Below are 26978 nucleotides of genomic sequence, written 5' to 3'. Positions count from 1 at the left end.
TCGTTCTTTAAAAATTTGGGTATGTGATAGAAAGATAGACTGAACGTTACTTTCACTGGTAACGGATCAGGCTAAGGTAAAATTTGTGAGTTCTCTTAATTGAGAAATTCGAATTTTCGGCGAATGTCGTCTTCACAGTATAACCAGATTGCTTGGGGTTATATGGTCAAGTGAAGAAGCGCATACGGTGGATGCCTTGGCAGTCAGAGGCGATGAAAGACGTGGTAGCCTGCGAAAAGCTTCGGGGAGTCGGCAAACAGACTTTGATCCGGAGATGTCTGAATGGGGGAACCCAGCCATCATAAGATGGTTATCTTGTACTGAATACATAGGTGCAAGAAGCGAACCAGGGGAACTGAAACATCTAAGTACCCTGAGGAAAAGAAATCAACCGAGATTCCCTTAGTAGTGGCGAGCGAACGGGGACTAGCCCTTAAGTGGCTTTGAGATTAGCGGAACGCTCTGGAAAGTGCGGCCATAGTGGGTGATAGCCCTGTACGCGAAAATCTCTTAGTCATGAAATCGAGTAGGACGGAGCACGAGAAACTTTGTCTGAATATGGGGGGACCATCCTCCAAGGCTAAATACTACTGACTGACCGATAGTGAACTAGTACCGTGAGGGAAAGGCGAAAAGAACCCCGGAGAGGGGAGTGAAATAGATCCTGAAACCGTATGCGTACAAGCAGTGGGAGCCCACTTTGTTGGGTGACTGCGTACCTTTTGTATAATGGGTCAGCGACTTATTTTCAGTGGCGAGCTTAACCGAATAGGGGAGGCGTAGCGAAAGCGAGTCTTAATAGGGCGTCTAGTCGCTGGGAATAGACCCGAAACCGGGCGATCTATCCATGGGCAGGTTGAAGGTTGGGTAACACTAACTGGAGGACCGAACCGACTACCGTTGAAAAGTTAGCGGATGACCTGTGGATCGGAGTGAAAGGCTAATCAAGCTCGGAGATAGCTGGTTCTCCTCGAAAGCTATTTAGGTAGCGCCTCATGTATCACTGTAGGGGGTAGAGCACTGTTTCGGCTAGGGGGTCATCCCGACTTACCAAACCGATGCAAACTCCGAATACCTACAAGTGCCGAGCATGGGAGACACACGGCGGGTGCTAACGTCCGTCGTGAAAAGGGAAACAACCCAGACCGTCAGCTAAGGTCCCAAAGTTATGGTTAAGTGGGAAACGATGTGGGAAGGCTTAGACAGCTAGGAGGTTGGCTTAGAAGCAGCCACCCTTTAAAGAAAGCGTAATAGCTCACTAGTCGAGTCGGCCTGCGCGGAAGATGTAACGGGGCTCAAACCATACACCGAAGCTACGGGTATCACGTAAGTGATGCGGTAGAGGAGCGTTCTGTAAGCCTGTGAAGGTGAGTTGAGAAGCTTGCTGGAGGTATCAGAAGTGCGAATGCTGACATGAGTAACGATAATGGGTGTGAAAAACACCCACGCCGAAAGACCAAGGTTTCCTGCGCAACGTTAATCGACGCAGGGTTAGTCGGTCCCTAAGGCGAGGCTGAAAAGCGTAGTCGATGGAAAACAGGTTAATATTCCTGTACTTCTGGTTATTGCGATGGAGGGACGGAGAAGGCTAGGCCAGCTTGGCGTTGGTTGTCCAAGTTTAAGGTGGTAGGCTGGAATCTTAGGTAAATCCGGGATTTCAAGGCCGAGAGCTGATGACGAGTTACCTTTTAGGTAACGAAGTGGTTGATGCCATGCTTCCAAGAAAAGCTTCTAAGCTTCAGGTAACCAGGAACCGTACCCCAAACCGACACAGGTGGTTGGGTAGAGAATACCAAGGCGCTTGAGAGAACTCGGGTGAAGGAACTAGGCAAAATGGCACCGTAACTTCGGGAGAAGGTGCGCCGGTGAGGGTGAAGGACTTGCTCCGTAAGCTCATGCCGGTCGAAGATACCAGGCCGCTGCGACTGTTTATTAAAAACACAGCACTCTGCAAACACGAAAGTGGACGTATAGGGTGTGACGCCTGCCCGGTGCCGGAAGGTTAATTGATGGGGTTAGCTAACGCGAAGCTCTTGATCGAAGCCCCGGTAAACGGCGGCCGTAACTATAACGGTCCTAAGGTAGCGAAATTCCTTGTCGGGTAAGTTCCGACCTGCACGAATGGCGTAACGATGGCGGCGCTGTCTCCACCCGAGACTCAGTGAAATTGAAATCGCTGTGAAGATGCAGTGTATCCGCGGCTAGACGGAAAGACCCCGTGAACCTTTACTATAGCTTTGCACTGGACTTTGAATTTGCTTGTGTAGGATAGGTGGGAGGCTTTGAAGCGTGGACGCCAGTCTGCGTGGAGCCATCCTTGAAATACCACCCTGGCAACTTTGAGGTTCTAACTCAGGTCCGTTATCCGGATCGAGGACAGTGTATGGTGGGTAGTTTGACTGGGGCGGTCTCCTCCTAAAGAGTAACGGAGGAGTACGAAGGTGCGCTCAGACCGGTCGGAAATCGGTCGTAGAGTATAAAGGCAAAAGCGCGCTTGACTGCGAGACAGACACGTCGAGCAGGTACGAAAGTAGGTCTTAGTGATCCGGTGGTTCTGTATGGAAGGGCCATCGCTCAACGGATAAAAGGTACTCCGGGGATAACAGGCTGATACCGCCCAAGAGTTCATATCGACGGCGGTGTTTGGCACCTCGATGTCGGCTCATCACATCCTGGGGCTGAAGCCGGTCCCAAGGGTATGGCTGTTCGCCATTTAAAGTGGTACGCGAGCTGGGTTTAGAACGTCGTGAGACAGTTCGGTCCCTATCTGCCGTGGACGTTTGAGATTTGAGAGGGGCTGCTCCTAGTACGAGAGGACCGGAGTGGACGAACCTCTGGTGTTCCGGTTGTCACGCCAGTGGCATTGCCGGGTAGCTATGTTCGGAATAGATAACCGCTGAAAGCATCTAAGCGGGAAACTAGCCTCAAGATGAGATCTCACTGGAACCTTGAGTTCCCTGAAGGGCCGTCGAAGACTACGACGTTGATAGGTTGGGTGTGTAAGCGCTGTGAGGCGTTGAGCTAACCAATACTAATTGCCCGTGAGGCTTGACCATATAACACCCAAGCAATTTGAGTCGAAAGGCCAGATTGCGGTGTGTGAAGACGCAATGAACCGAAAGTTCGACGCTCACAAAACACCACGATCTATCACATACCCAATTTGCTGAAGCGAGGCCAGCTGGCCACGACTCAGTACCCGAATTTCTTGACGACCATAGAGCATTGGAACCACCTGATCCCATCCCGAACTCAGCAGTGAAACGATGCATCGCCGATGGTAGTGTGGGGTTTCCCCATGTGAGAGTAGGTCATCGTAAAGATTAAATTCCAAAACCCCAATTGCGAAAGCAGTTGGGGTTTTGTTTTGGGCGCTCGAAAAGTGTCCACCTTGTCCCCGTACACCTGTGCGCCCCAACCTCCGACCTGACTGCCCCGACAAATTTGCACAGTTATTTCTGAGCGACACCACTAGAATAGCCACCTAATCATTTTTAGAGTCAGAGCCCTATCTATGCCCGATCCGGTTGATGCCCACGAGGTATCGGATTTACCGCTAGACGATCTGGTGGCATGCCATGAGTGCGACTTGCTGATGCGCAAACCAACGCTCGCCCTCGGCGAAAAAGCTCAATGCCCACGCTGCGGCTACGAGCTATACGCTCACCGTCACAATGTGGTCGAGCGCAGTCTCGCCTTGGTACTGGCAGCCCTGCTGCTGTACGTCCCCGCGAACTTTTTGCCCATCATGCAGCTCAATCTACTCGGGCAGTCTTCGGAGGACACCGTGTGGAGCGGCGTCGTTGGCCTGTTCGATACGGGCATGCAAGGCGTTGCCGCCGTGGTGTTCCTGTGCAGCATGGGCATCCCCTTGCTCAAGCTTCTGTGCCAGTTGGCAGTGCTGCTCAGTATTCGCTGGAACATCGGGCGCAATTACGGGCTGCTGCTATATCGCATCTACCACCACATGAAGGACTGGGGGATGTTGGAGGTCTACTTGATGGGTGTGCTGGTGGCGATCGTAAAGCTCGCCGACATGGCCTCCATCACAATTGGCCTGGGTCTGGTCTGCTTCGTGAGTCTATTAATGGTTCAAGTTCTGCTTGAGGTGGTGATGTCGCCCCATCAGATCTGGCAAGCGCTGTCAGGAGAGGATGACCATGCGGGCGATTGATGCAGGTATTCTGATTTGTACCGAATGCCATGAGTTGAACAAGCAGGAAGCGGATAGCGAGGAGCAGCTCTGCACACGTTGTGGCGCGTTGATCCATGCCCGTCGCCCCAATAGCCTTACACGTACCTGGGCGCTGTTGATCACCGCGGCGATCCTGTATATCCCCGCTAACTTGTTACCCATCATGACGGTCAGCTCCCTTGGCCAAGGCGACCCCAGCACCATCATGTCGGGTGTCATCCAACTGGTGCAGCACGGGATGTTTCCTATCGCTGCCGTGGTGTTCATCGCCAGTATCCTGGTACCGACCTTCAAGTTGGTCGGCATTGGCCTGCTGCTGTTCTCGGTGCAGCGTCACCAACCGCTGTCCGCGCAACAACGCATTGTGATGTATCGCTTTATCGAGTTCATTGGGCGTTGGTCCATGCTGGATATCTTCGTGATCGCCATCCTGGTGGCGCTCGTTAACTTTGGGCGGCTAGCCAGTATCGAGGCCAACCTCGGCGCTGCGGCGTTCGCCAGTGTGGTGATCTTGACGATGTTTGCCGCAGTAACTTTCGATCCCCGACTGATTTGGGATAACACGGAGTCGGACGACGACCATGAGTGATTTGCCTAAAGCTAAAACCCGCCCAGCCTCTAACTGGTCGGCCATTTGGGTGCTGCCCCTGATTGCCCTGATCATCGGTGGCTGGCTGGGGTGGCGTGCCTATTCCCAGCAAGGTATCGAGATTCAAGTTCGCTTTGAAAGCGGCGAAGGTATTCAGGTCAACAAGACCGAAGTGGTCTACAAAGGCATGACCGTGGGCAAGGTCAAAACCCTGGCCCTGGATGACGAAGGCAGCAATCGCGGGGTGATCGCCACCATCGAGATGAACAAGGACGTGGAGCAGTACCTCAAGACCAACACCCGCTTCTGGTTGGTCAAGCCCAGCGTCAGCCTTGCCGGTATCACCGGCCTGGAAACCCTGGTTTCAGGTAACTACATCGCCGCCAGCCCCGGTGATGGCGAGCCCACGCGCAAGTTCAAGGCGCTCTCCGAAGAGCCGCCGTTATCCGACGCCAAGCCCGGCTTGCACCTGACCCTCAAGGCCGATCGCCTGGGCTCGTTGAACCGTGGCAGTCCGGTGTTCTACAAGCAGATTCAGGTCGGCCAGGTCAAAAGCTACCTGCTGTCTGAAGACCAGAGCACCGTCGAGGTCAAGGTCTATATCGAGCCGACCTATGCCAACCTGGTGCGCAAACACACGCGTTTCTGGAATGCCAGCGGCATCAGTATCGACGCCAACCTTTCCGGCTTGAAAGTGCGCAGCGAATCCCTCTCCAGCATTGTCGCCGGAGGTATCGCCTTCGCCACTCCTGAAAACCGCAAAGACAGCCCGCCCACCGACCCGAGTCTGCCTTTCCGGCTATACGAAGATTTCGACGCCGCCGCAGCGGGCATCAAGGTCAAGGTCAAACTCACCGACTTTGAAGGCCTGCAGGCCGGGCGTACGCCGGTCATGTACAAAGGCATCCAGGTCGGCAGCCTGAAAACCCTGAAGATCGACCCGGACCTGTCCAGCGCCAGTGTCGAGCTGACCCTCGATCCATTGGCTGAAGACTACCTGGTCGAAGACACGCAATTCTGGGTGGTCAAACCGTCCATCTCCCTGGCGGGCATCACCGGCCTGGAGGCCTTGGTCAAGGGCAACTACATCGCGATTCGCCCAGGCGACAAAGGCACCCCGCCACAACGCGAATACGTAGCCCGCGCCAAGGCGCCACCTTTGGACCTGCGTTCCCCGGGCCTGCACATGGTGTTGCTCACCGACAGCCTGGGCTCGTTGGATGTCGGCAGCCCGATTCTGTACAAACAGGTCAAAGTCGGTTCGGTGCAGAGTTACCAGTTTTCACGCAAGAAAAAACAACTAGTGATCGGCGTTCATATCGAGAAGGAATACGAAAGCCTGGTCAACGGCTCGACGCGCTTCTGGAATGCCAGCGGCGTCACCCTTACGGGCGGGCTCACCGGCGGTATCCAGGTCAAAAGCGAATCCCTGGCCAGCCTGATGGCGGGCGGTATCGCCTTCGAAACGCCGGAACCGAACGTGCCATTGAAACATCGCATCCCGCGCTTTCGCCTGTATGCCGACCGTGATGCCGCCAACCAGCACGGCACTCTGGTGACCATCAAAGTCGACCGCGCCGACGGCCTGAGCGCCGGCACACCGGTGCGCTTCAAGGGGCTGGATGTGGGCAAGATCGAAAGTGTCGACCTCAGTGCCGACATGCAGTCGGTGCTGCTCAAGGCGCGTATCACTCAGGTTGCGGACCGCATTGCGCGCACGGGCAGCCAGTTCTGGGTGGTCAAGCCGGAACTGGGGCTGATGAAGACGGCTAACCTGGAGACCCTGGTCACTGGCCAATACATCGAGGTGCAACCGGCCGCGAAAAACGCCGGCCCGCAGAAGAGCTTTGTCGCCCTGACCCAGCCGCCTGAAACCGTGCATCAGGAAGCTGGCCTGAGCCTCACACTCAGCGCCGCCCGCCGTGGTTCGTTGAAGGAAGGGGTACCGGTGACCTACCGTGAAGTGACGGTCGGCAAAGTCACCGGCTATGAGCTGGGCCAGACCGCCGACCGTGTGTTGGTGCACATCCTGATCGAGCCCAAGTACGCACCTCTGGTACGCAGTGGCAGCCGCTTCTGGAACACCAGCGGCTTTGGCCTCGACTTCGGCTTGTTCAAGGGCGCGACCGTGCGTACCGAGTCCCTTGAAACGCTGGTGGCCGGCGGCATCGCCTTTGCCACCCCGGATGGCGAGCGCATGGGTAACCCGGCACGGCCGCAGCAGACGTTCCCGTTGTTCGACAAGTTTGAGGATGAATGGCTGACCTGGGCGCCTAAGATTCCACTCGGTAAATAAACCGAGGCGCGGCTATCGCGGGCAAGCCCGGCTCCCACAGGGATATGCATNCTTGCCCGCGATGAGGCCCACAAACACACCGCAAATCCCAAGCCGAAAAAAAGGCCGCGATCCCAAAAGATCGCGGCCTTTTTGCCTTTCAGTACAGCCCGTCAGACTTCATCCAGCTCCGGCTCGTCCGCCTGCACATTCATCGTCGCCTTCACCACATCATGGCGACGGATGTACTTCCAGTCCGCCTCATCAATGTAGATCCCGTTCGGCCCGCTGCCGCCCTCCAGGTCGATCGCCACCTGGGCGGACACCTGCGGCTTCACACTCGCCAGGATCGGTACAAAGCCCAATTGCAGGCTGGTTTCCAGCAGTGCTGCCTGGTTCTTCTCATCGATGTCTGCCGCTTCATCGAGGTAGTACGGCAACCGCACGCGACCGGCCTGGTCGCGGTCCATCAGGTGCAGCAACAAGTACATGTTGGTCAGCGCCTTGATGGTCATGGTAGTGCCGTTGGACGCAGCGCCGTCGATGTCGGTATGGATCACCGGCTGGCCGTTGACCTTGGTGATTTCGAACGCCAATTCGAACAAATCCTTGAGGCCCAACTGGTTATGGTTGGCGGCGACCAGGCGAGCCAGGTATTCCTTGGCTTCTTCGTTCTTGTTGTCCTGTTCGGCGCTCTGGCTGAGGTCGAACACCGAGAGGGTCTCGCCTTCTTCATACTGACCGGCACTGTGGATGATCTGGTCGATATGCTTGAGCGCTTCCTTGTTCGGCGCCAGTACGATGCGGAAGCTTTGCAGGTTGGAGACCTGGCGCTTGTTGATCTCACGGTTGAACAACGCCAACTGGTGTTCCAGGCTGTCGTAGTCACTACGGATGTTGCGCAGGGTACGGGCGATGTCGGTGACCGCTGCACGGCGCGCCTTGCCGAGGGTCAGCGCCTCGTCGGTACGGTGCGCATAGGCGTTGATCAGCAGTTGCAGACGACGCTCGACATCATCCTCACTGTCGAACTTGGCCACGCCCTTGAGACGCACCTGGGCGTACAGCGCTTCGATCTGGCCATCGGCGCGCAGCAAACCCTGCCAGCTGTCCTGATAGTCATTGAGCAGCGGCAGCAGGTTGTCCATGGAGTCGTCGACCGGGTCCATGAACGGCGTACCGAACGGCAGGTCCGCCGGCAACAGCTGACGACGGCGCAACGCGTCATCCAGCGTGCGTTGCTTGGCTTCCATATCGCCGATCTGACGGCCGACCAGTTGCAGCTTGGCCGACAGTTGCTGGACGCGCTCGGTAAAGGCATCGCTGGAACGCTTCAACTCGTCCTGGGCCGCTTCCATCTGCGCCAGGTTTTCCAGCTTCTCGCCTTCTTCGGCGCTCAGGGTCTGGGTGCGGCGGAAGTCTTCCAGGGCCTTTTGGGCATCCAGTACCTGCTGGTACAGCGCTTCGGTCTGGGTCTTGCTTGCGGCGCGGTCGGACGCCACGGCCTGCTGGGTTTTCAGTTGCTTGAGCTCTTTTTCCAGGCGCTCTTTCTGGTCACGCAACGCGGCGCGATCCGCCAGGGCTTGCAGTGCCGGCGGCTCGATGTGCGAGATGTCGATGGACAGCCCCGGCACCTCAAAGCGCTCGCCCTTGAAGCCATCGAGAATCTGCTCCAGGGATTTGACCCACTGGCCGTCCTCGTCCAGCGTGATGCCATGTTCGCCCAGCGGCAAGCTGAACAGCGAGCTGTTGAACAGGCGCATCAGGCGCTCGACATCCTGCTGCGAAAATTCTTCGCGCAGCTTGGCGTAGCTGTTGTTGTCCGCGTGATCGAGTTGCTGCTTGACCGACTTCAAGCGCTTTTCCAGGTCGCGCAGGCGTTCTTCCAAGTCCTCGGCGCTGAACTGCCGCGACTGCGCCAAGGCGCCCGCCAGTTCATCGTGGGCATCCTTGGCGGCGAGCAATTGCTGCTCCAGCATCTTGACGTCATCCACCAGGGCAAAGCGGTGCTTGAGCACGGACAACTCGCCCAACCAACGCTGGATGCCACTGATTTCCCGCTCCAGGCGCATCAGCTCCTGTGTGCCGCCGCGCTGGTCGTTTTGCAGCGCGTCCTGCTCGTTGCGGTAGTGTTCGGCCTGGATGGTCAGCTCTTCCTTGCGCGCACTGGCGTAGTCCGACCAGGTGCCCAGCAACGAATCCAGCAGCGGCGACAGGCGATGCAGTTTGCCGCGCAGGGCGTCGCGCTGTTTCACGCCATTGGCCAGGGCTTCAACCAAGGGGCCGGCAGCCACCAGCGAGTTGTAGTCCTGCTCCATGCGTCGCACATCACGGAAGGCTTCTTCACAGGCCGCGATGTAGTCGACACTGCCCGAACGCAGGCTGTGTTCGAAGGCATCAAGGAACAGTTGCTTGAGCTTGGCCGCGGTGATTTCGCGCATGTGCAGCAGGTTGATAAACAGCGCGCGGAACGTCTTCAGGCTCTGCTCGCTGGTGGAGCGCAGCGGAATCAGCGTCAGGTCCAGCGGGACCGACGTATGCCCGCCCACCAGCAAGCGCCGCAGTTCATCGGGCTTGAGTTCGTAGGCTTTCAGGCCCTCGCGCTCAAGGTTGGTGAACAGCTCTTTCTGACGCAGGCAGGTGTCGTTTTTCTGGTAGTGGGTAAGGTCCAGCTTGCCGGCGTAGGCAAAGAACTGGTGACCAAAGCCGCCGCCCGGGCCGCGGCCGACCACGCCGATAACGTGCGGGCCGTGGGGCAGAGAGACTTCTACCAGGATGTAGCTGGTGTCGGTGGCAAAGTAGAAACGCCGCGATTGTTCCAGGGTGTACTTGCCGAAGCTCATGTCCGACATGCGTGCCAGGATCGGGAATTGCAAGGCGTTGATCGAGGCGGATTTACCCAGGTTGTTGGCGCCGTACACCGACAGCGGTTCTTCCAGCGGGAACAAGCCCAGGCTGTAACCGGCGGTGTTCAATAGGGCGAAGCGGCGGATGCCGTAGCGTTCCTTACTCATGCGTCGGTCTCCTGTTCTTCGGCAATGGCACGGGCCAGGGCATCTTCTTCGCTTTCTTCGGTGAAGGCGCTCAGATCCAGCGGGTCATCGGTCTTCAGCAGTTTCTCGTCGCTGTCTTCGTCGAATATCACCGGTGCCGGCAGCGGCAGTACGCTATGTACGCTGGCGGCAAGGTCGCGGTCCTGCTGCACCGACAGGCACACATCCAGGAAGCGGTGCATCGGCGGCAGGAAGCGGTAGATACCGTTGTCTTCGCTGGCAAAACCCAGTTGGGTCATGCGGCGCATGATTTTTTCTTCGAGCTCTTCCTGGGTCTGTACCTCGGCCTGGATAAACAGGTCACGGTATTTCTCCAGCAACGAAGGCAATTCATCGCGGCCCAGGCTGCCGCCGTCGAGCACCGCAATCGGGTCGCGACCCTGGTCGGCCAGGTGTTCGACGATGATGAAGGTGAACAGGGCCAGGCGCTGGGCGGTTTTGTTCACCTGCGCGGCAGCCACGGCAGTGTCCGGCACGAAGTAATAGAAGCCGCGGGTATCGCACACCAGCTCAAAGCCCAGGGCCTTGAACAGCGTGCGGTACTGGTCCTGGAAGTTCGACAATTGCGCGTACAGCTCCGGGTCGCGACGGCTGACGTGGTAACCCTTGAACAGCTCGCGAAAGATCGGCGCCAGCTGGGACAGTTCGGATAGATCAAGATGCATAAGGCGTGCTCGCAGAATTCTCGGTGGCATCGACGCCGGCCGGGAGCAGGGCGAAGGAGCGCAGGCTGACCTGGTGCTCGTGGGTGTGGTAATCGCGACGTTCCAGGCGCTCGCGCTTGAAGCGTTTTTCCCGGGACAGGCGCGAGAACCAGTACAGCAATTCATCGGTGGCGCCGTCCGGTTCCTGCTCCAGCAGCCAGGTCATCAGGTCGGGCATCGGCAGCGCGTCTTCGCAGCGTTCGAGCATTTCCTTGACCGTACGCGGTGCGCGCTGGGCTTCGCCTTTGTGGGACTTGTGCGCCTTGGGGAAACGCGCCGGCTTGGGTTCGAAATTGGCCAGGGCATACACATAGGCCTCGACCTGGCTCGCACTGCCCAAAAAGGTGCTTTGCGGCCGGGTGAACATCGGCATCGCCGCTTGCGGCACCGCGTCCAGGCCTTTGCGGCGAATCGCCGACAGGGCCAGCGCCGCACCGCGAGTCACGGCGTTATGCCGGCGTGCTTCTTCACGCAGCGGCAGCAGCAACTCCCGCGCATGGCGCAAGGTCAGCTGGGCGCTGGTTTGCATCTCGAGGATGCGCGCATGGGTGCGCAGCAGCATGTCGTCATCTACCAGGTGGCCAAGACGCTGTTGCTCGGTGAGCATGCGCAGCAGCACGTTTTCCACCTTGCGTACGCCTTGCTCGAAGGCGCCGTCGGCGTTCACCAGTTGGATCATCGGCTCGACGTATTCGTCCCAGGTCGCCAATACCTCGGCGTAACGCTGGCGCAACGGGATCTGGCGGTCGCTGGTCTTGGCGCGGTCGGCCACGGCGGCGAGGGCCTGTTCGTCGTTGGCGAGTTTTTTGAGCACATCGCGCACGCGCATATCCAGAAGGCGCAGTTGCCGGGCCAGGTCGTGGCCGTCACGGATGTCGAAGGCGTCCTGGATGTAACCGGCCAGACGCTCCAGGTGGCGCAGGTAGGCTTCGATTTCCAGGCACAGGCCAAGCCGGTGCTCCTTGCGAAGATAGGCGAGGAAGTCGTGGATCTGCGCGTTGAGCTCGAAACGGTTCGGGCTCTTGGCGACAGGCACCAGGATATCCAGGCGAATCCACACGTCCAGTAGGCTGGTGATGTCCTGGGGCGTGCTGTCCAGTTGTTGGGCGGCCAACTGTGCGCGCAGCTCGGCCAGGCTCAGGGTGCCTTGGTCGAAGTGTTCGCACAGAGGCTCAAGTAAGGCCCAGTGTTCGGCGAGGGCGCGCAGGACGCGCTTGGGTTCGATCATGGGAATGGCCGGCTGGTTGGCGATTAAAAGTCGCGATTGTACTGCATCAGGCGCGGGATTTATCCACAGCCGGTCAGTGCGCAGTGGGCGATTGTTGCCGAACAGCGGTAGAATCCCCGCTCTTTACTTATCCACAAGTGGCCGAGCTGTGCTTATCGAGTCCCGACGTCGCGCTTACTTGACCGCCATGCAGGTGGTCAACTGGCTGCCCCGCACCGAACTGCCGTTTGCCGCGCCGTCGCGGCCCGAGTTGTTGCAGGCGCTTGAGCCTTATGAGGCGTTCGAGTCGTCGGGGGAAGAAGCGGCCGCGCCCGTGGCGGTGGTCAAGCCCACCCCTGAGACGCGCCCGGTGGTCGAACGGGCCAAGATCGAAGTGCCGCGCCCTGCGCCGGTGACCAAAGCTGCCAAGGTGGTGGAGGAGGCTGCGCCGGTGGCCAAGGCGCCGGTCGTGCCGCCGCCACGCTTTGCCCTGCAATTGCTGCGGGCCGGGCGTTGCCTGTTGCTGGTGGAACTGCCGACCGGCGAACGTTTCCAGTCCCGCGACCCGGCCTACCTTTTGCTCAAGGACATGCTGCGCGCCGCCGGCCTGCCCGACAGCCCGCAAATCGTCGGTGAGCCGGTGCGCTGGCCGCTGCTGGTGCGCGGCACCATGGACCAGGGCCCCGAGGCCGCACGAGATTTCGTCCAGGGGTTTGTCTCGGCACGCCTGGAAGACGAGCCTTGCGTGTGCCTGTGGCTGATCGGCCTGCCCGCTGTGCGGTTTGCCGGTGAAGCCAACGCCGAGGCCTGGTACCGCGAGCTGCAGGTTGAAGGCCTGGGTTCGGTGTGGGCCCTGCCGGGCCTGGAATTATTAATGGAAGAGCCACAGCGTAAGGCTGATGTCTGGCAAGCCATGCGCCGGCTGATGGCGCGCTGGAAAACAACTGATGAGTGAGGCTTTATCCTTTCGCCCGATGACCGAGGCCGACCTCGACGCCGTGCTGAAAATCGAATACGCGGCGTTCAGCCACCCCTGGACCCGCGGGATTTTTCTCGACGGGCTGGGCAAGTACCAGATCTGGCTGATGTTCGAAGGCGAGCAGCAAGTGGGGCACGGGGTGGTGCAGATCATTCTCGATGAAGCGCACTTGCTGAACATTACTGTGAAGCCGGAAAACCAGGGCCGAGGTTTGGGCCTGGCGCTGCTGGAGCATTTGATGTCGCGTGCCTATGCCGCCAATGCGCGAGAATGCTTCCTCGAAGTGCGGGACAGCAATACCGGCGCGTTTCGCCTGTATGAGCGTTATGGCTTCAACGAGATCGGCCGTCGCCGGGATTACTACCCGGCGGTGGGTGGCCGCGAAGATGCAGTCGTGATGGCCTGCACCCTCGTCGACTGAACAACCGTGAGCTGTAGGAGCGAGCTTGCTCGCGAAAAACGTCAACGATAACGCGTGCTTCCTGGATGACCGCGGCGCCGGTGGTTTTTTCGCGAGCAAGCTCGCTCCTACACCTACATAGGGTGATGATCGATCAGGGCTTGCGGTTCAGCGGGTCCAGATCAGCCAGTTCCGCCTCATCCAACCCATTCCCGCCACCAATGTCATTTTCTCCCACGACGCTCAAGTCATAGTCGGCGGCATTGTCTTCGCCTTCCTCCTGCGCATCCCGCGCGCCGTCCTCACGGATCAGCGTCTCCGGGCTCATATCGTCGTCGGTGGATTCATGATCATCCGTCGATGCGCCGGTCAGCCCGGCTTCGCGCACCCGTTCGTCGGGCATCAGATGGTCGCGCTCACGGCGGGGCAGCTCGTCGCCGATTTCCGCAGTCTGGTCCTGCTCGTCAAAATCCAGCTCGCGCATCTCACCCATGCGGTCTTCGTTGTCATCGATCGGTTCCGGCTGCGTTGCGCCGTAGGGACGTCGTGATTCAGTCATGGCCAATCCTCATACTGTGGGGCTTATAGTGTGTGGACAGGCATGGCAGCCAAAAAATTCAAGCTAATTAGCGCCTGGCGTGACCCGGACGAGGGCTTGTCAGTCACAAACCTGCGCATCATTCCTGAGGCTTCCCTGATGAACGAACTACAAGACCTGCTTGATAACAACGAACGCTGGGCGGACGCGATCAAACAGGAAGATCCCGAATTCTTCGCCAAGCTCGCCCGCCAGCAAACCCCGGAATACCTGTGGATCGGCTGCTCCGATGCCCGTGTACCGGCCAACGAGATCGTCGGCATGTTGCCCGGTGATCTGTTTGTGCATCGCAACGTGGCCAACGTGGTGCTGCACACTGACCTCAACTGCCTGTCGGTGATCCAGTACGCGGTGGACGTGCTCAAGGTCAAACACATCCTCGTCACCGGTCACTACGGCTGTGGCGGCGTGCGTGCGTCGATGCAGGACCGTCAGTTCGGCCTGATCGACGGCTGGCTACGCACCATTCGCGACCTTTACTACGAAAACCGCGATGTGCTGGCCCAGTTGCCGACCGAAGAAGAGCGTGTGGACCGCATGTGCGAGCTCAACGTGATCCAGCAGGTGGCCAACGTCGGCCACACCAGCATTGTGCAAAATGCCTGGCATCGTGGGCAGAGCCTGTCGATCCATGGCTGCATCTATGGCATCAAGGACGGTCGCTGGAAGAGTTTGAACACCACCATCAGTGGCTTCGAGCAACTGCCGCCGCAATACCGCCTGCGTCCGTTGGGCGAAGCCTAAGGTCGTTTGTGCTCACGCCACCAGGCCATGAAGGCCTGGCCTTCGGCGTTCAGCGGCTCCTTGCTGCCGGTGATCCAGCCCCGGCAGTTCAGCTCGCCGCAATGGCAAGCGAACTGCCGGGCCAGTGTGTCTTCGGTGGTGGCGTAATCCAGCGTCAGCAAGCTGCCGGCGCCGATGGGTTGCACCGTCCATAGCTCCAGGTACGTCGTGTCTAGAAACACGTTCGGGTTGCAGGAGTGCTGTAACAGGCCGCAGAGCCAACAATCGTACAAGTGGATGCGGGGTGACAGTTGCAGCGTGTACGGGCGCCGTTCGCTCACGGCATAACCGGAAACCTTAGCAATGCGCGTGCGACTCTCAAAGGCCACGCGCGCCGTGACCCTGGCCGCAACCCCTTCAGCCTCTTGCTTGACCTCAAAGTGCTCGGTCGAGGGGTAACCCTGTTCCACGAGCAGCGTCTTGAAGGGATAGAGGCAGTCATTCACAGCCGTTTCAGCCTTATCCATGGCTCGAGTTTTCATCACTCTCCTGAGCGGGGCTGCATGGACCTGCGGGTGTGACGGCCAGTCTTGCAGCAAATGGGCGCGGCCCTAGATTCGCCGAAGTGGGATCCGGTTTCTACTGTCAAAGTTGACAGTAGAAACGGTTTCTTCGCCTTAAAGCGCGGGGGCTATGACGGTGGGCGTGGGAGCGGCATTTCTCAACAGTTTCAACTGCGCTTTGATAGGCGCTGTGGCGCACTTGGCGTTGGCCTGCTCAGGCGTCAGGTGGCGCACCGAGGTGTAGAACAATTCACACGTCTGCTCCTTGCGCGTGACTTGCCAAGTGTTCAGGCAGGCCTTGAGCAATACGTTCGCATCGCTGGCGGGTTTCTGGCCCATGCCTGCTTGCCAGCAGGCGGCGCTCAAGTCCTGGCCCATCACTTTCAAACCGGCGTCATCAGCCTTTTGTTCATCACCGTCATAGCTGTCGGGGCTGGCCGCATACCAAATGTAACTTGGGTGGTTGGCGCCCAATACCGCGACGGTTTTGCCAGGCTCCGGGCTGATCTGCGCCAGGCTCAGCACGCCCACGGTTTGCCCGTATTGTTGCTTGATCCAGCTACGCACTGGCGCGCCGAAGGCCACCATGGGTAATGCGCCGCCAGGGCGCAGGCTCAGTTCCTTGACCATGCGGGTCTGGTAGTCGGTGAAATACCCGTAGACGGTTTCCAGGTCTTTGCCGGCATTGGACGGCGCAGCGATGGGCGCGATATCGATGATGGTCTGGTACGCCGGCGTTTCCGTGGCCGGTACGCCATTTTCGCTTAACAAGGTGGCCCAGCGGTCGGTGGTGGCCGATTCCAGGTAATCCTGGGCCTGGGTCAGCGAGTAATCCGGAGGGAAGTGCAACAGCTCGATGCTTTTGCGGTTTTCCAGGGCCATGCCCAACGGCAGGAACAGGTACCAGTTGTAGGCCCATTTGCCATCGCTGTTGAGCTGGCTGGCGCCTTGGTAAGCCAGGTCGGCGGTATTGAGCAGCGTGGTCAGTGGCTGGCCGTAACTGTCGGGCACGCCGCTGAAGGTCGCCGTGACCTGACCGTCGTGGGTCTTCACACTGACCTTGGCCCGGCTGTAACCGTCACGTTGCAGGCTCTGGTTCAAATAGTGTTCGGCGGTCTGCTCCAGTGACCATGGCCGGAAGCAGATCACATTGCAGTTGTTGGGGTACGCGAACAACTGGGTGACGCGCTGCGTGCTGCCCAGTGGCACCTCGATGTCGGCCTGTACGACCGCACTCGCCAGTAGTGCGGCGAGGGTGAAGGACAGCCTGGTCGGTTTAAACATAGTCGATTCCTTGTCAGCGAAGCCCGTCTGCGCGGGATGGAAGCCCACCTGCACACAGTAGCGGCTGACCGGGAAAATCGCGTGTTAAATCGCCCGGCATGTCGTTATTGGATAAGCCCCTACAGGCTGAACTGCAAGGCATTGCTCAGATCGCCCATGGGTTTCTGGCCGCGCGCGATCATCGCGTCATCGCGCTGCTTGAGGCCGTCCAGGGTTTCCAACTGGAACACCCGGGTGATCAAACGCAGGATCGATGCCGTGTCGTACACCGTATGGTCCACCGTGCCTTTGCGGGCAAACGGCGACACCACCAGCGCCGGAACCCGCGAGCCCGGGCCCCAGCGGTCACCCTGGGGCGGCGCCACGTGGTCCCACCAGCCGCCGTTTTCATCCACGGTCACCACCACCACCATGTTTTTCCACTGCGGGCTTTCTTGCAGCACCTTCAAGGCGCGGGCGATATGGCGGTCGCCCGAGGCCACGTCGGCATAACCGGCGTGCATGTTCAAGTTGCCCTGGGGTTTGTAGAAGCTCACGGCGGGCAGCTTGCCGGCCTGGGCGTCGGCGAAGAACCGGTTGGTGCTTGACTCATCGCCCAAACCGCCGTCGCGCAGGCGCCTGGCACGTTCTGCCGGGTTTTGCGGCCCTTGCTGCTTGAAGTAATTGAACGGCTGGTGGTGGTACTGGAAATTCGGAATCTTGGGGATGCCGCCGGAGTCCTTGAACTGCTCCAGGGTGGCTTGCCACGCACCGGCGTACCAGGCCCAGTCGATGTTCTTCTTCGACAGCTTGTCGCCAATATGCTCGTGGGTTTGCGGCACCAGCACATTGGGCAGGTCGGGCTTGGAATAATCCGGGTTTTGCGGGTCGCGGATCCAGGTGGGCCAGTAGGGTGGGGCCAGGGTGTTTACGCCGTAACCATCGGGTGTCAATGCGCTGGGGCCGAATTGTGGTGGGCCGGTCATGGCGCTGGCCGGTGACGTGTCCAAGGGCTTTAGGCGCGTGCCGCTGGGGTCATCGCTTTGCAGCGTGGCGATCTGCGCCTTGGCCACCGACTGCGCGGCATTGGGATAAAACGGCGCGGTGGCGCTGATCAGGTACTGGTGGTTAAGGAACGAGCCACCAAACGCGCCCTGGAAGAAGTTATCGCACAGCACAAACTCCTTGGCCACGTCCCACAGGCGCAGGGCATAACGGCTTTGGGCGTAATGGCCCATCACCAGCCCACCGGAATCGCCCCAGGCGACAAAACCATCATTCTTGCCGCCGTTGATCTGCATCTGGTTCTGGTAGAACACGTGCCATAGGTCGCGGGTCACCAGGCTCAATGGCAGGTCTTCGCCCTGCGGGCCTTTGAGGGCGAACGGCGCGTTGGCCAGGTTTTGCTGGAATTGCACTTCGCTGGGGTAAGTCACCCCGTCCACCGTTTGTGGGCCGACCTGCAACACACCGCCCCAGCTCGGTGGCAGGGCAGGCAATACGCTGCCATCGCGGTCGCGCTGCTGGAAGTCCTTGGCGGTTAACGCCGACAGCGGTTTCTCCACCCCGGGGAAATCTGCGAACAGGTTGTTGAAGCTGCGGTTCTCGGCATAAATCACCACCACGGTTTTCACCTGCTCGCGCAGCGCCTTGTCCAGTTCCTGGGGCGTGAGCGGCCGCGCCACGGGTGGGTTCGGTGCTTCGCTGGTATTGCCGCAGGCACTCAAGGTCGCCCCCACCCCCAACACCGCCGCACCGCCGAGGAAGCGCCGACGGCTGGTGTCTACCGGCGTTTTGGGGGCGCAGTCGTGGGCAGGGTGGTCGTTGTGCTCGTCACTCATTGCGAGGAATCCTTGGCGAGATGTTGCAAGATATTTCGCAGGACGGTAGCAATGGAATGTGACGGAACAAAGACACGCGTGTGATGGGCGGGGCGTGTCTACACGGCTCAAGCGCTGCTAGACTGCCCTTCTAATGCACATCACTGAGGTGAGTCGTGAGACCTTCAACTGCACTTGATCTGCAACGAACGGCTGTACGAGAAGTGGTCGGACGTTTCCGTATTTCCAATCCCAGAGTATTTGGGTCGGTACTGATGGGGACTGACCAAGAAGGCAGTGATCTTGATTTGCTGGTAGACGCGCCGCCGGGCACAACGCTCTTTGATCTCGGTGGGTTGCAGGTCGAGCTTGAGGACTTGCTCGGCGTTAATGTCGACCTGCTTACGCCTGGCGACTTGCCTTTGAAGTTTCGCGATAAAGTGCTAGCGGAGGCCCGGCCAGTATGACGGAAAGTCGGCTAGGGGATTATCTGGCAAGCTGCCACTGACGCGATCACTTTTGTAGAGGGCTTGAGCAAAGAAGAGTTTTTGGAGGACCGGCGAACACAACAAGCTGTGGTCATGAGCCTGATCATCATTGGTGAAGTGTCGACGAAAATCATGGATCAGCATCCGGACTTCGCGGCACGCCATTCACATATTCCTTGTACAGAGTGCATTACCTGATCTATTGGCACGCCTTCCTGTAAATCCTTGACCGCAACTGTTTACCAACAGTTGCGGTCACCCGTTATTCAGGGCATCACAGGCGGCAAATACTTCAGCGTCGTTCCCAACGCCCACAGCAGAAACAACACCAGCGGCGTATGCACCAGCAACTGCACGAACGAAAACCCGATCAAATCCCGTGCCTTCAGCCCCAGCACACCCAGCAACGGCAACATATAAAACGGGTTGATCAAGTTCGGCAGCGCCTCGGCGGCGTTGTAGATCTGCACCGCCCAGCCCAGGTGGTATTGCAGATCATTGGCCACTTGCATCACATACGGCGCTTCGATGATCCACTTGCCGCCACCTGAGGGGATGAAGAAGCCCAGCACTGCTGAGTAAACGCCCATCAGCAGGGCGTAGGTGTCGTGGGAGGCGATGGAGGTGAAGAACGTCGAGATATGGTGCGCCAGAGTCTGGCCGTCGCCGCCCTTGACCACCGTCATCAGTGCGGCAATCGAGCCGTACAGCGGGAACTGGATCAGCACGCCGGTGGTGGTCGGCACCGCACGGGCCACGGCATCGAGGAAGCTGCGCGGGCGCCAGTGCAGCAGCGCGCCCACCATGATGAACAGGAAGTTATAGGTATTGAGCCCCGAGATGGCGCTGATCGCCGGCTTGGTCGAGAACTCATGGAACAGCCAGCCGGCCGCCAGCAACGCCAGCAGAATCGTCAGCAACGGGCTGTGTTCCAGCCATTCACCGGGGCGCGTCGGCGCCTGCGGCTTGGGCAGGTTGAAGGCCGGGTCAATGCCGCAGGCCTTGGCATCCCGGGCGCTGTTGGGGCCAGGCGCGGTGGCGTAGGCGATGATCAGCGACACTACGATCAGCGCCAGCAACAGCACGCCGGATTGCCACAAAAAAATGGTCTCGGTGAACGGGATCATCCCAGTGATCGACAGGATCGACGGCGGCAAGCTGGCCGGGTTGGCCTGCAACTGCGCGGCCGACGACGACAGCCCCAGCGCCCATACGGCCCCCAGGCCCAGGTACGCTGCAGCGCCAGCGGCACGGTAGTCCATGCGCAAATCCGTGCGCCGGGCCAATGCCCGCACCAGCAAACCGCCGAACACCAGGGACAGGCCCCAGTTAAGCAACGACGCCACCATGGAAATCAACGCTACCCAGGCCACGGCCGAACGGCCATTCTTGGGAATGCGCGCCAGGCGGTCGATCAACTTCACTGCGGGTGGTGAGCTGGCGACCACGTAACCGCCGATCACCACAAAGGCCATCTGCATGGTGAACGGGATCAGGCTCCAGAACCCATCGCCAAATGCCTTGGCCGCTTCAGCCGGTGCGGCGCCCATGCCCAGGGTCGCGACGGCGACGATAATCACGGCGAGGGCGGCAAACACCCAGGAGTCAGGAAACCAGCGCTCGGCGAAGTTGGAGCAACGCAGGGCAAATCGGGCATAGCGGCTGTCTTCGATAGCATCGGCCACGAGTCTTTCCTCTTGTAGTTATTATGGGGTTTGGCAGTTTTACGGCATGTTCCTCTACGGCCATTGATTTGGGAATGTTGTTATCTTCAACGATCAATGAGTAAAACAAATATATCCGTCACGATTGCCATCGATGGGCTCAGCTCATAACCTGCACGCCATTTTGTTTGCCTGCCGAGCCTGCACATGACTGCCACCTTTTCCCCACGGGCGCAGCGTTTTTCCCGCTCCGACTACAAAACCCTGGGCCTGGCCGCCCTCGGCGGCGCCCTGGAAATCTACGACTTCATTATCTTCGTGTTCTTTGCGCTGACCCTCAGCCAACTGTTCTTCCCGCCGGAAATGCCCGAGTGGCTGCGCCTGTTGCAAAGCTTCGGCATTTTCGTGACCGGCTACCTCGCCCGTCCACTGGGCGGCATCCTGATGGCGCACTTTGCCGACCACCTGGGGCGCAAGCGCGTATTCAGCTTGAGCATCCTGATGATGGCCTTGCCCTGCCTGCTGATCGGCGTCATGCCGACCTACGCGCAAATCGGCTATTTCGCCCCGCTGATCCTGCTGGCGTTGCGCGTACTGCAAGGCGCAGCGGTGGGCGGCGAGGTGCCCAGCGCCTGGACTTTCGTCGCCGAGCACGCACCGCGTCACCATCGTGGCTATGCCTTGGGGTTTTTGCAGGCCGGCCTGACCTTCGGTTACCTGCTGGGGGCGCTGACCGCCACCTTGCTCGCGCAAGTCTTCACCCCTGCCGAAATCCTCGACTACGCCTGGCGCTTCCCCTTCCTGCTCGGCGGCGTATTCGGTGTGATCGGCGTATGGCTGCGCCGCTGGCTCAGTGAAACCCCGGTGTTCCTGGAGATGCAGGCGCGTCGCCAGGCCGCCGCCGAAATGCCCTTGCGCACCGTGCTGCGCGACCATCGCGCCGTGCTGCTGCCGGCGATGATCCTTACCTGCGTGCTGACGTCTGCCGTGGTAGTGCTGGTGGTCATCACCCCGACCATGATGCAGAAAACCTTCGGCATGAGCCCCAGCCACACCTTCGCTCTCAGCGCCCTGGGCATCGTCTTCCTGAATATTGGCTGCGTGCTCGCCGGCCTGCTGGTGGACCGCATCGGCGCATGGCGCGCGGTATTGGTCTACAGCCTGTTGCTGCCGGTAGGCATTGCGCTGCTGTACGCCAGCCTGATCGCCGGCGGTGTGTGGCTCGGTGCGGCGTATGCCGTGGCGGGCCTGAGTTGCGGCGTGGTGGGCGCGGTGCCGTCGGTGATGGTCGGGCTGTTTCCGGCGCAGGTGCGGGTGTCGGGCATTTCCTTCACCTACAACATTGCCTATGCACTCTGGGCAAGTACTACACCGTTGTTATTGATCGCGCTGATGCCGACCAGCCCGTGGATCTGCGTGGGGTATTGCGTGGTGATGGGGGCGGTGGGGGTGGCGAGTGTGGCGTTGTTTGGCAAACGCCACAGCCTGGCCGCCTGAGGATCAGGTCAGGAAGTGCCAGAGCAACAAAGTGCCCACCAACCCAACCACCGAAACAATCGTCTGCAACACCGACCACACCCAGATCGTCTGTTTCAACTGCAAGCCAAAGTACTCACGCACCATCCAGAACCCGGCGTCGTTGACGTGGCAGAAGAACACCGAGCCGGCGCCGATGGCCAGGGCGACCAATGAGCTTTGCGTCGCCGCCAACCCGGCCATCATCGGCGCGAGGATGCCGGCGGTCGTGGTGGTGGCGACGGTGGCCGAGCCGGTGGCCTGGCGCAGGGCCACGGCGATCAGCCAGGCCAGCAGCAGGTAGGGCATGTGCGCGCCTTCGGCGACTTTGCTGATGGTCTGGCTGACGCCGGCGTCCAGCAGGGTTTGCTTGAGGCCGCCGCCGGCGCCGATAGTCAGCAGTAGTACGGCGATGGGCGCCAGGGCTTTGCGCAGGGTGTTGCCGACGTCGGCGCGTGGCATGCCCGCCGCCCAACCCAGGCAGACGACCGCGGCGATTACGGCCAGGCCGAGGGCGACCAGCGGTTCACCGAGGAACTTCAAGGCCAGGGCGAGGGTGCTTTCCGGCGCCAACGCGACTTTAGCCAAGGTGCTGCCGAGCATCAGGATTACCGGCAACAGAATGATCAGCAGCGACACACCGAAGCTCGGCTGGCGCGGGGCCTTGGGCGGTGCGCTGAACAAGGCGCCGATATCGGCCGGCTCATCCACGTGCAGGCGCTTGGACAGCCAGTTGCCATACAGCGGCCCGGCCAGGATCACGGCCGGCACCGCCAGGCAAAAGCCCAGCAACATGGTCAGGCCCAGGTCGGCGTGCAATGCGCCTACGGCAATCAGCGGCCCAGGGTGAGGTGGCATCAAGGCATGCAAGGTGGTCATGCCCGCCAGTGCAGGGATGGCGATCTTCAGCAACGGCTGGTTCGAACGCTTGGCCATCACAAAGATGATCGGCACCATCATCACCAGGCCCACTTCGAAGAACAGCGGCAGGCCGATCACCATGGCGACCAACGCCATCACCCAGGGCAATGACTTGCCTTTGCCCAGCCCGAGCAACGTGGTGGCAATACGGTCGGCCGCGCCGGATTCGGCCATCAGCGCGCCGAGCATCGCACCCAGGGCAATGATGATCCCGGCTTCGCCGAGAATCGCCCCGGCGCCTTTACTGAACGCCTTTGCCACTTCTTCCGGCGGCAGGCCAGCGCCGACCCCGGCGATAAAGGTGCCGATCAAAATCGACAGGAAGGGCGGCAGTTTGGTCGCGCTGATTAGCACAATGATGCTGGCGATCGCCAACAGCACGCAGAGCATGAGGCGGGTGTCGTGAACCATCCACGCGGCAGTCGATAACTCCAAGACGGGACTCCTTATCGAGCAGGTTGGCTAATATGTTTCTTTTTGTTTCGGCCCGAAAAGCATACCTGATACATCTTCCCCAACGCGTGCATGAACGATTTTGGTGCGCCCGAAGCTAACGACCCTCTGGCGCTCAGATGACAATTTTGCAAACCATGCCAGTGGATCTGGCCTATAGCTCTATGATCCGCCCCATCCCAACCCACGAGGACATTTCATGAGCGCAGGACACAGCCACGCCCAAGTACGCGCCGGCCACGAACGCAAGTTATGGATCGCCCTGGGGCTGACCGGCAGCTTCATGCTGGCCGAAGTCATCGGCGCTTTTATCACCGGCAGCCTGGCGCTGTTGTCGGACGCGGCGCACATGATGACCGACGCCCTGGCCCTGGCGATTTCCCTGGTGGCGATCCAAGTCGCCAAGCGCCCGGCAGATCGCAAGCGCACCTTCGGTTATGCGCGGTTCGAGATCCTGGCGGCCGCCTTCAATGCATTACTGCTGTTCGCCGTGGCGTTCTACATCTTGTACGAGGCTTACCAGCGGCTGCAGGCGCCCGCCGAAATCCAGTCCACCGGCATGCTGGTGATTGCGCTGCTGGGGCTGGTGGTCAACCTGATCTCCATGCGCCTGCTCAGCGCTGCCAGTGGCGAGAGCCTTAACGTCAAGGGCGCCTACCTGGAAGTCTGGAGCGACATGCTGGGCTCCGTCGGCGTGATCATTGCCGCGCTGGTGATCATGTTCACTGGCTGGGGTTGGGTTGACTCCGTGGTCGCGGCCGCCATCGGCTTTTGGGTATTGCCGCGCACCTGGACGTTGCTTAAGGCGAGCATGAACATCCTGCTGCAAGGTGTGCCGGAGGGTGTGGACATCGAGCAGGTGGAGCAGGCCATCCGCAGCGTGCCGGGGGTCAGGGACGTGCACGACCTGCATATCTGGGCCCTCACCAGTGGCAAGAACGTGCTGAGTACGCATCTGGTCGCGGATGCGTCCCAGGGCACTGAGCAACAGATCCTCAGTCGAGTGACGGAGTTACTGCACGAACAGTTCGATATTTCCCACGCCACGATCCAGGTCGAGGGCGAGGGTTTTCAACATGACGATCACGACGAAGTGCATGCCTGAGCCTGGCTAACGGATTTGTAATCTTTCGCCCACGGCCCTGATAAGTACCGAAAGCTACATTGCCCCCGCTGGGAAACCTCAGCGACTTCATGGGCGTGGAACTCTCGTTATGGCAATTTTCGTTAGAACACTGTTGGGGGCGGCGGCACTGGTAGTGTGGATATCCGCAAACGCCGCCCAGGCACAACCCCTCACCCTCGATGCAGCCTTGCAAACCGCCTTCGCCAACAACCCGGACCTGGCGGCCGCACAATGGGAAATCGACATCGCCCAAGGCGGCCGGCAACAGGCCGGCCTAATCCCCAACCCGGTGGCCTCCTGGGACGCCGAAGACACCCGCCGCAACAGCCGCACCACCAGCATCAAACTCAGCCAGACCCTTGAACTGGGCGGCAAGCGCGGTGCACGCATCGAGGTGGCCACCCGCGCCCAGGATGCCGCCGCGCTGACCCTGGAGCAGCGTCGCAACCAGTTGCGTGCCGAGGTCATCGACAGCTACTACGGCGCCCTGCGCGCCCAGGAACGCCTTGACCTGGCGCAACGCTCCATGACGCTTGCCGAGCGCGGCCTGGTGGTCGCCAATGGGCGCGTCACCGCTGGCAAGTCGTCGCCGGTGGAAGCCACTCGCGCCCAGGTGCAGGTGTCGCAAATCCGTCTGGAATTGAACCGCGCACAGATTGGCCTCACTGACGCCTACCGTCGCCTCGCCACCAGTACCGGCAGCGCCGCCACCGACTTCCAGGCCGTCGCCACGCCAAGCACCTCGGTACCGGCGTTACCCGCCGCCGCGCCATTGCTGGCACGTCTTGAGCAAACTGCCGAATTGCGCCTGGCCGAACTCAGCATTGTGCAGAACGAAGCCAGCGTGGGCCTGGAAAAAGCCCAGCGCATTCCTGACCTGGACGTGTCGATCGGCAGCCAATACGACGCCAGTGTGCGCGAACGGGTGAACCTGGTGGGCGTGTCGATGCCGATCCCGCTGTTCAACCGCAACCAGGGCAACATTCTCGCGGCCACCCGACGCGCCGACCAGGCCCGCGACCTGCGCAACGCCGCCGAGCTGCGCCTGCGCACCGAAACCCGCCAGGCCCTGGACCTATGGCAAACGGCAAATACCGAAGTGCGCGCGTTCAACCAGCAGATCCTGCCCGCCGCACAAAGTGCGGTAGACAGCGCCACCCGTGGCTTCGAGATGGGCAAGTTCAACTTCCTCGACGTGCTCGACGCCCAGCGCACCTTGATCGCGGCCCGCACCCAATACCTTGCGGCCACCGCCCAGGCCACCGAGGCCTGGGTACGCATCGAACGCATTTACGGCGACCTCGCCCGCTTTTGATTTTTCCTGGAGTCTCCTGATGAACAAAAAACATGGCATGGCGCTCGCCGTCGCCCTGGGCCTGATGCTTTCCGGCTTCGCCCACGCCGAGGAAGAAGAAGGCAAGCTCGAACTCACCGAGCAGCAGATTCAAGCCGCCGGCATCCAGTTGGCCCAGGCGCAACCGCGTGCCATCAGCACCGTGCTGACGCTGCCGGGCGAAGTGCGTTTTGATGAAGACCGTACCTCCCATATCGTGCCCCGTGCGGCAGGCGTGGTGGAGGCGGTGAAGGTCAACCTGGGCCAGTCGGTGAAGAAGGGTGAGCTGTTGGCGGTGATCGCCAGCCAGCAGATTTCCGACCAGCGCAGCGAATTGGCGGCCAGTGAGCGCCGGGTCGAACTGGCGCGTACCACCTTCCAGCGCGAGCGTCAGTTGTGGCAGGACAAAATCTCTGCCGAACAGGATTACCTGCTGGCGCGGCAGACCCTGCAAGAAGCCGAAATCGCCCTGAACAATGCGCGGCAAAAAATGACTGCGCTCAGCGGCAGCGCGGTACTGGCCGGCGGCAATCGTTATGAACTGCGTGCGCCCTTCGCCGGTGTGGTGGTGGAAAAACACCTGGGGGTGGGCGAGGTGGTCAGTGAAACCAGCAATGCCTTTACCCTCTCGGATCTGTCCCAGGTGTGGGTCACCTTCGGCGTATTTCCCAAGGACTTGAACAAGGTTCGCGTGGGCAAACCGGTGAAAGTCAGCTCGACGGAAATGGGCACCGAAGTGCTGGGCACCGTGGCCTATGTGGGCAACTTGCTCGGTGAGCAGACGCGCACCGCCACCGTGCGCGTGACGGTCCCCAACCCCGATGACGCCTGGCGCCCGGGCTTGTTCGTGGCCGTGCAAGTGGCCACCGATACTTATCAGGCCAAGGTGGCCGTGCCGCAAACCGCTATCCAGACCGTCGAGGACAAACCCTCGGTGTTTGTGCGCACCGCGGACGGCTTTATCACCCGCCATCTTGAACTGGGCGTCAGTGAAAACGGCTACGTCGAAGTGCGTAAAGGCCTGGAGGCCGGCGCGCAGGTGGCGACGGCTGGCAGCTTCATCCTCAAGTCCGAACTGGGCAAAGGCTCGGCCGAACACGCCCATTGAT

21 protein-coding genes and 2 rRNA genes are annotated in these 26978 nt (G+C 60.1%); 14 read left to right on the top strand and 9 right to left on the bottom strand.

Going from position 1 to position 26978, the window contains the following annotated elements; genetic code table 11:
- The first annotated feature begins 164 nt into the window (after window positions 1-164).
- The 5 genes from ACTJLA_RS03685 to ACTJLA_RS03665 all read left to right on the top strand — a co-directional run bounded on the left by ACTJLA_RS03685 (window position 165) and on the right by ACTJLA_RS03665 (window position 7080).
- A 23S ribosomal RNA gene (locus ACTJLA_RS03685) occupies window positions 165-3056 on the top strand.
- A gap of 151 nt (window positions 3057-3207) precedes the next feature.
- Window positions 3208-3323: ribosomal RNA gene (gene rrf, locus ACTJLA_RS03680) — 5S ribosomal RNA — on the top strand.
- Window positions 3324-3514: 191 nt separating this feature from the next.
- Window positions 3515-4174 carry a paraquat-inducible protein A gene (locus ACTJLA_RS03675; protein WP_034128130.1) on the top strand — a complete coding sequence of 220 codons (660 nt, stop codon included), beginning with the start codon at window positions 3515-3517 and terminating at the stop codon, window positions 4172-4174.
- Window positions 4161-4784, top strand: a complete 624-nt coding sequence (locus ACTJLA_RS03670) for a paraquat-inducible protein A (RefSeq protein WP_054897181.1) — start codon at window positions 4161-4163, stop codon at window positions 4782-4784. Before ACTJLA_RS03675 ends, ACTJLA_RS03670 begins: the two co-directional genes overlap by 14 nt.
- Window positions 4777-7080, top strand: a complete 2304-nt coding sequence (locus tag ACTJLA_RS03665) for an MlaD family protein (protein WP_440840649.1) — start codon at window positions 4777-4779, stop codon at window positions 7078-7080. Before ACTJLA_RS03670 ends, ACTJLA_RS03665 begins: the two co-directional genes overlap by 8 nt.
- A gap of 152 nt (window positions 7081-7232) precedes the next feature.
- Here ACTJLA_RS03665 and mksF read toward each other — a convergent pair whose 3' ends face one another.
- The 3 genes from mksF to mksB are packed head-to-tail and all read right to left on the bottom strand — an operon-like array spanning window position 7233 to window position 12044.
- Entirely contained in the window at window positions 7233-10073 is a 2841-nt protein-coding gene (gene mksF / locus ACTJLA_RS03660; protein ID WP_034128127.1) for an Mks condensin complex protein MksF, read from the bottom strand.
- Window positions 10070-10777, bottom strand: coding sequence for an Mks condensin complex protein MksE (gene mksE, locus ACTJLA_RS03655; RefSeq protein ID WP_054921767.1), 708 nt, complete (start codon window positions 10775-10777; stop codon window positions 10070-10072). The genes mksF and mksE overlap by 4 nt, the downstream gene beginning before the upstream one ends.
- Window positions 10767-12044 carry an Mks condensin complex protein MksB gene (gene mksB, locus ACTJLA_RS03650; RefSeq protein WP_032893713.1) on the bottom strand — a complete coding sequence of 426 codons (1278 nt, stop codon included), beginning with the start codon at window positions 12042-12044 and terminating at the stop codon, window positions 10767-10769. The genes mksE and mksB overlap by 11 nt, the downstream gene beginning before the upstream one ends.
- A gap of 187 nt (window positions 12045-12231) precedes the next feature.
- Here mksB and ACTJLA_RS03645 point away from each other — a divergent pair, with 187 nt between their 5' ends.
- Window positions 12232-12978 (top strand): hypothetical protein, encoded by a 747-nt coding sequence (locus ACTJLA_RS03645; protein WP_054897178.1) that lies wholly within the window; start codon window positions 12232-12234, stop codon window positions 12976-12978.
- A complete protein-coding gene (rimI, locus tag ACTJLA_RS03640) occupies window positions 12971-13423 on the top strand; it encodes a ribosomal protein S18-alanine N-acetyltransferase (RefSeq protein WP_003188286.1) in 453 nt (150 codons plus the stop codon). The genes ACTJLA_RS03645 and rimI overlap by 8 nt, the downstream gene beginning before the upstream one ends.
- A gap of 133 nt (window positions 13424-13556) precedes the next feature.
- Here rimI and ACTJLA_RS03635 read toward each other — a convergent pair whose 3' ends face one another.
- The gene (locus tag ACTJLA_RS03635) at window positions 13557-13961 is read right to left on the bottom strand and encodes a hypothetical protein (RefSeq protein WP_054921771.1); all 405 of its coding nucleotides are present in this window, start codon (window positions 13959-13961) and stop codon (window positions 13557-13559) included.
- A 138-nt stretch (window positions 13962-14099) separates the two neighbouring features.
- On the opposite strand from ACTJLA_RS03635, the gene can reads away from it, so the two are divergent.
- The gene (can, locus tag ACTJLA_RS03630) at window positions 14100-14744 is read left to right on the top strand and encodes a carbonate dehydratase (RefSeq protein ID WP_003188288.1); all 645 of its coding nucleotides are present in this window, start codon (window positions 14100-14102) and stop codon (window positions 14742-14744) included.
- Here the strand turns inward: can and ACTJLA_RS03625 are convergent.
- The 3 genes from ACTJLA_RS03625 to acpA form a co-directional block, all read right to left on the bottom strand.
- A complete protein-coding gene (locus ACTJLA_RS03625; RefSeq protein WP_034128124.1) occupies window positions 14741-15265 on the bottom strand; it encodes a hypothetical protein in 525 nt (174 codons plus the stop codon). The two genes, can and ACTJLA_RS03625, sit on opposite strands and share 4 nt — an antisense overlap.
- Before the next feature lie 135 nt (window positions 15266-15400).
- On the bottom strand, window positions 15401-16570 hold the full coding sequence (locus ACTJLA_RS03620) for a hypothetical protein (RefSeq protein WP_034128123.1): 1170 nt from the start codon (window positions 16568-16570) through the stop codon (window positions 15401-15403).
- Between the two features lie 119 nt (window positions 16571-16689).
- Window positions 16690-18390, bottom strand: coding sequence for an acid phosphatase (acpA, locus tag ACTJLA_RS03615; RefSeq protein WP_314550727.1), 1701 nt, complete (start codon window positions 18388-18390; stop codon window positions 16690-16692).
- 155 nt (window positions 18391-18545) lie between these two features.
- Here acpA and ACTJLA_RS03610 point away from each other — a divergent pair, with 155 nt between their 5' ends.
- Both ACTJLA_RS03610 and ACTJLA_RS03605 read left to right on the top strand, forming a co-directional pair.
- On the top strand, window positions 18546-18836 hold the full coding sequence (locus ACTJLA_RS03610) for a nucleotidyltransferase family protein (protein WP_032893707.1): 291 nt from the start codon (window positions 18546-18548) through the stop codon (window positions 18834-18836).
- A gap of 63 nt (window positions 18837-18899) precedes the next feature.
- A complete protein-coding gene (locus tag ACTJLA_RS03605) occupies window positions 18900-19055 on the top strand; it encodes a HepT-like ribonuclease domain-containing protein (RefSeq protein ID WP_365691595.1) in 156 nt (51 codons plus the stop codon).
- 68 nt (window positions 19056-19123) lie between these two features.
- Here ACTJLA_RS03605 and ACTJLA_RS03600 read toward each other — a convergent pair whose 3' ends face one another.
- A complete protein-coding gene (locus ACTJLA_RS03600; protein WP_003188294.1) occupies window positions 19124-20542 on the bottom strand; it encodes a short-chain fatty acid transporter in 1419 nt (472 codons plus the stop codon).
- A 186-nt stretch (window positions 20543-20728) separates the two neighbouring features.
- Here ACTJLA_RS03600 and ACTJLA_RS03595 point away from each other — a divergent pair, with 186 nt between their 5' ends.
- Complete coding sequence (locus ACTJLA_RS03595; protein ID WP_054897172.1) at window positions 20729-22018, top strand: MFS transporter; 1290 nt, start codon at window positions 20729-20731, stop codon at window positions 22016-22018.
- A gap of 3 nt (window positions 22019-22021) precedes the next feature.
- Here the strand turns inward: ACTJLA_RS03595 and ACTJLA_RS03590 are convergent, their stop codons facing one another.
- Window positions 22022-23392 (bottom strand): GntT/GntP/DsdX family permease, encoded by a 1371-nt coding sequence (locus ACTJLA_RS03590; RefSeq protein ID WP_105225643.1) that lies wholly within the window; start codon window positions 23390-23392, stop codon window positions 22022-22024.
- 217 nt (window positions 23393-23609) lie between these two features.
- Between ACTJLA_RS03590 and ACTJLA_RS03585 the strand changes: the two genes are divergently transcribed.
- From ACTJLA_RS03585 to ACTJLA_RS03575, 3 genes are all read left to right on the top strand, one after another.
- Window positions 23610-24515: a cation diffusion facilitator family transporter gene (locus ACTJLA_RS03585; protein WP_057977424.1), complete on the top strand. Its 906-nt coding sequence runs from the start codon at window positions 23610-23612 to the stop codon at window positions 24513-24515.
- A gap of 109 nt (window positions 24516-24624) precedes the next feature.
- Window positions 24625-25851, top strand: a complete 1227-nt coding sequence (locus ACTJLA_RS03580) for a TolC family protein (protein ID WP_054897169.1) — start codon at window positions 24625-24627, stop codon at window positions 25849-25851.
- A 19-nt stretch (window positions 25852-25870) separates the two neighbouring features.
- The gene (locus ACTJLA_RS03575; RefSeq protein WP_096144137.1) at window positions 25871-26977 is read left to right on the top strand and encodes an efflux RND transporter periplasmic adaptor subunit; all 1107 of its coding nucleotides are present in this window, start codon (window positions 25871-25873) and stop codon (window positions 26975-26977) included.
- Window position 26978: the final 1 nt, after the last annotated feature.

The sequence above is a fragment of the Pseudomonas sp. 22072 genome (assembly GCF_052046095.1).
Taxonomy (GTDB): Bacteria; Pseudomonadota; Gammaproteobacteria; order Pseudomonadales; family Pseudomonadaceae; genus Aquipseudomonas; species Aquipseudomonas paracarnis.
The sequence above is the reverse complement of the archived record's forward strand: the minus strand, read 5'-3'. Positions and strand labels throughout refer to the sequence as shown.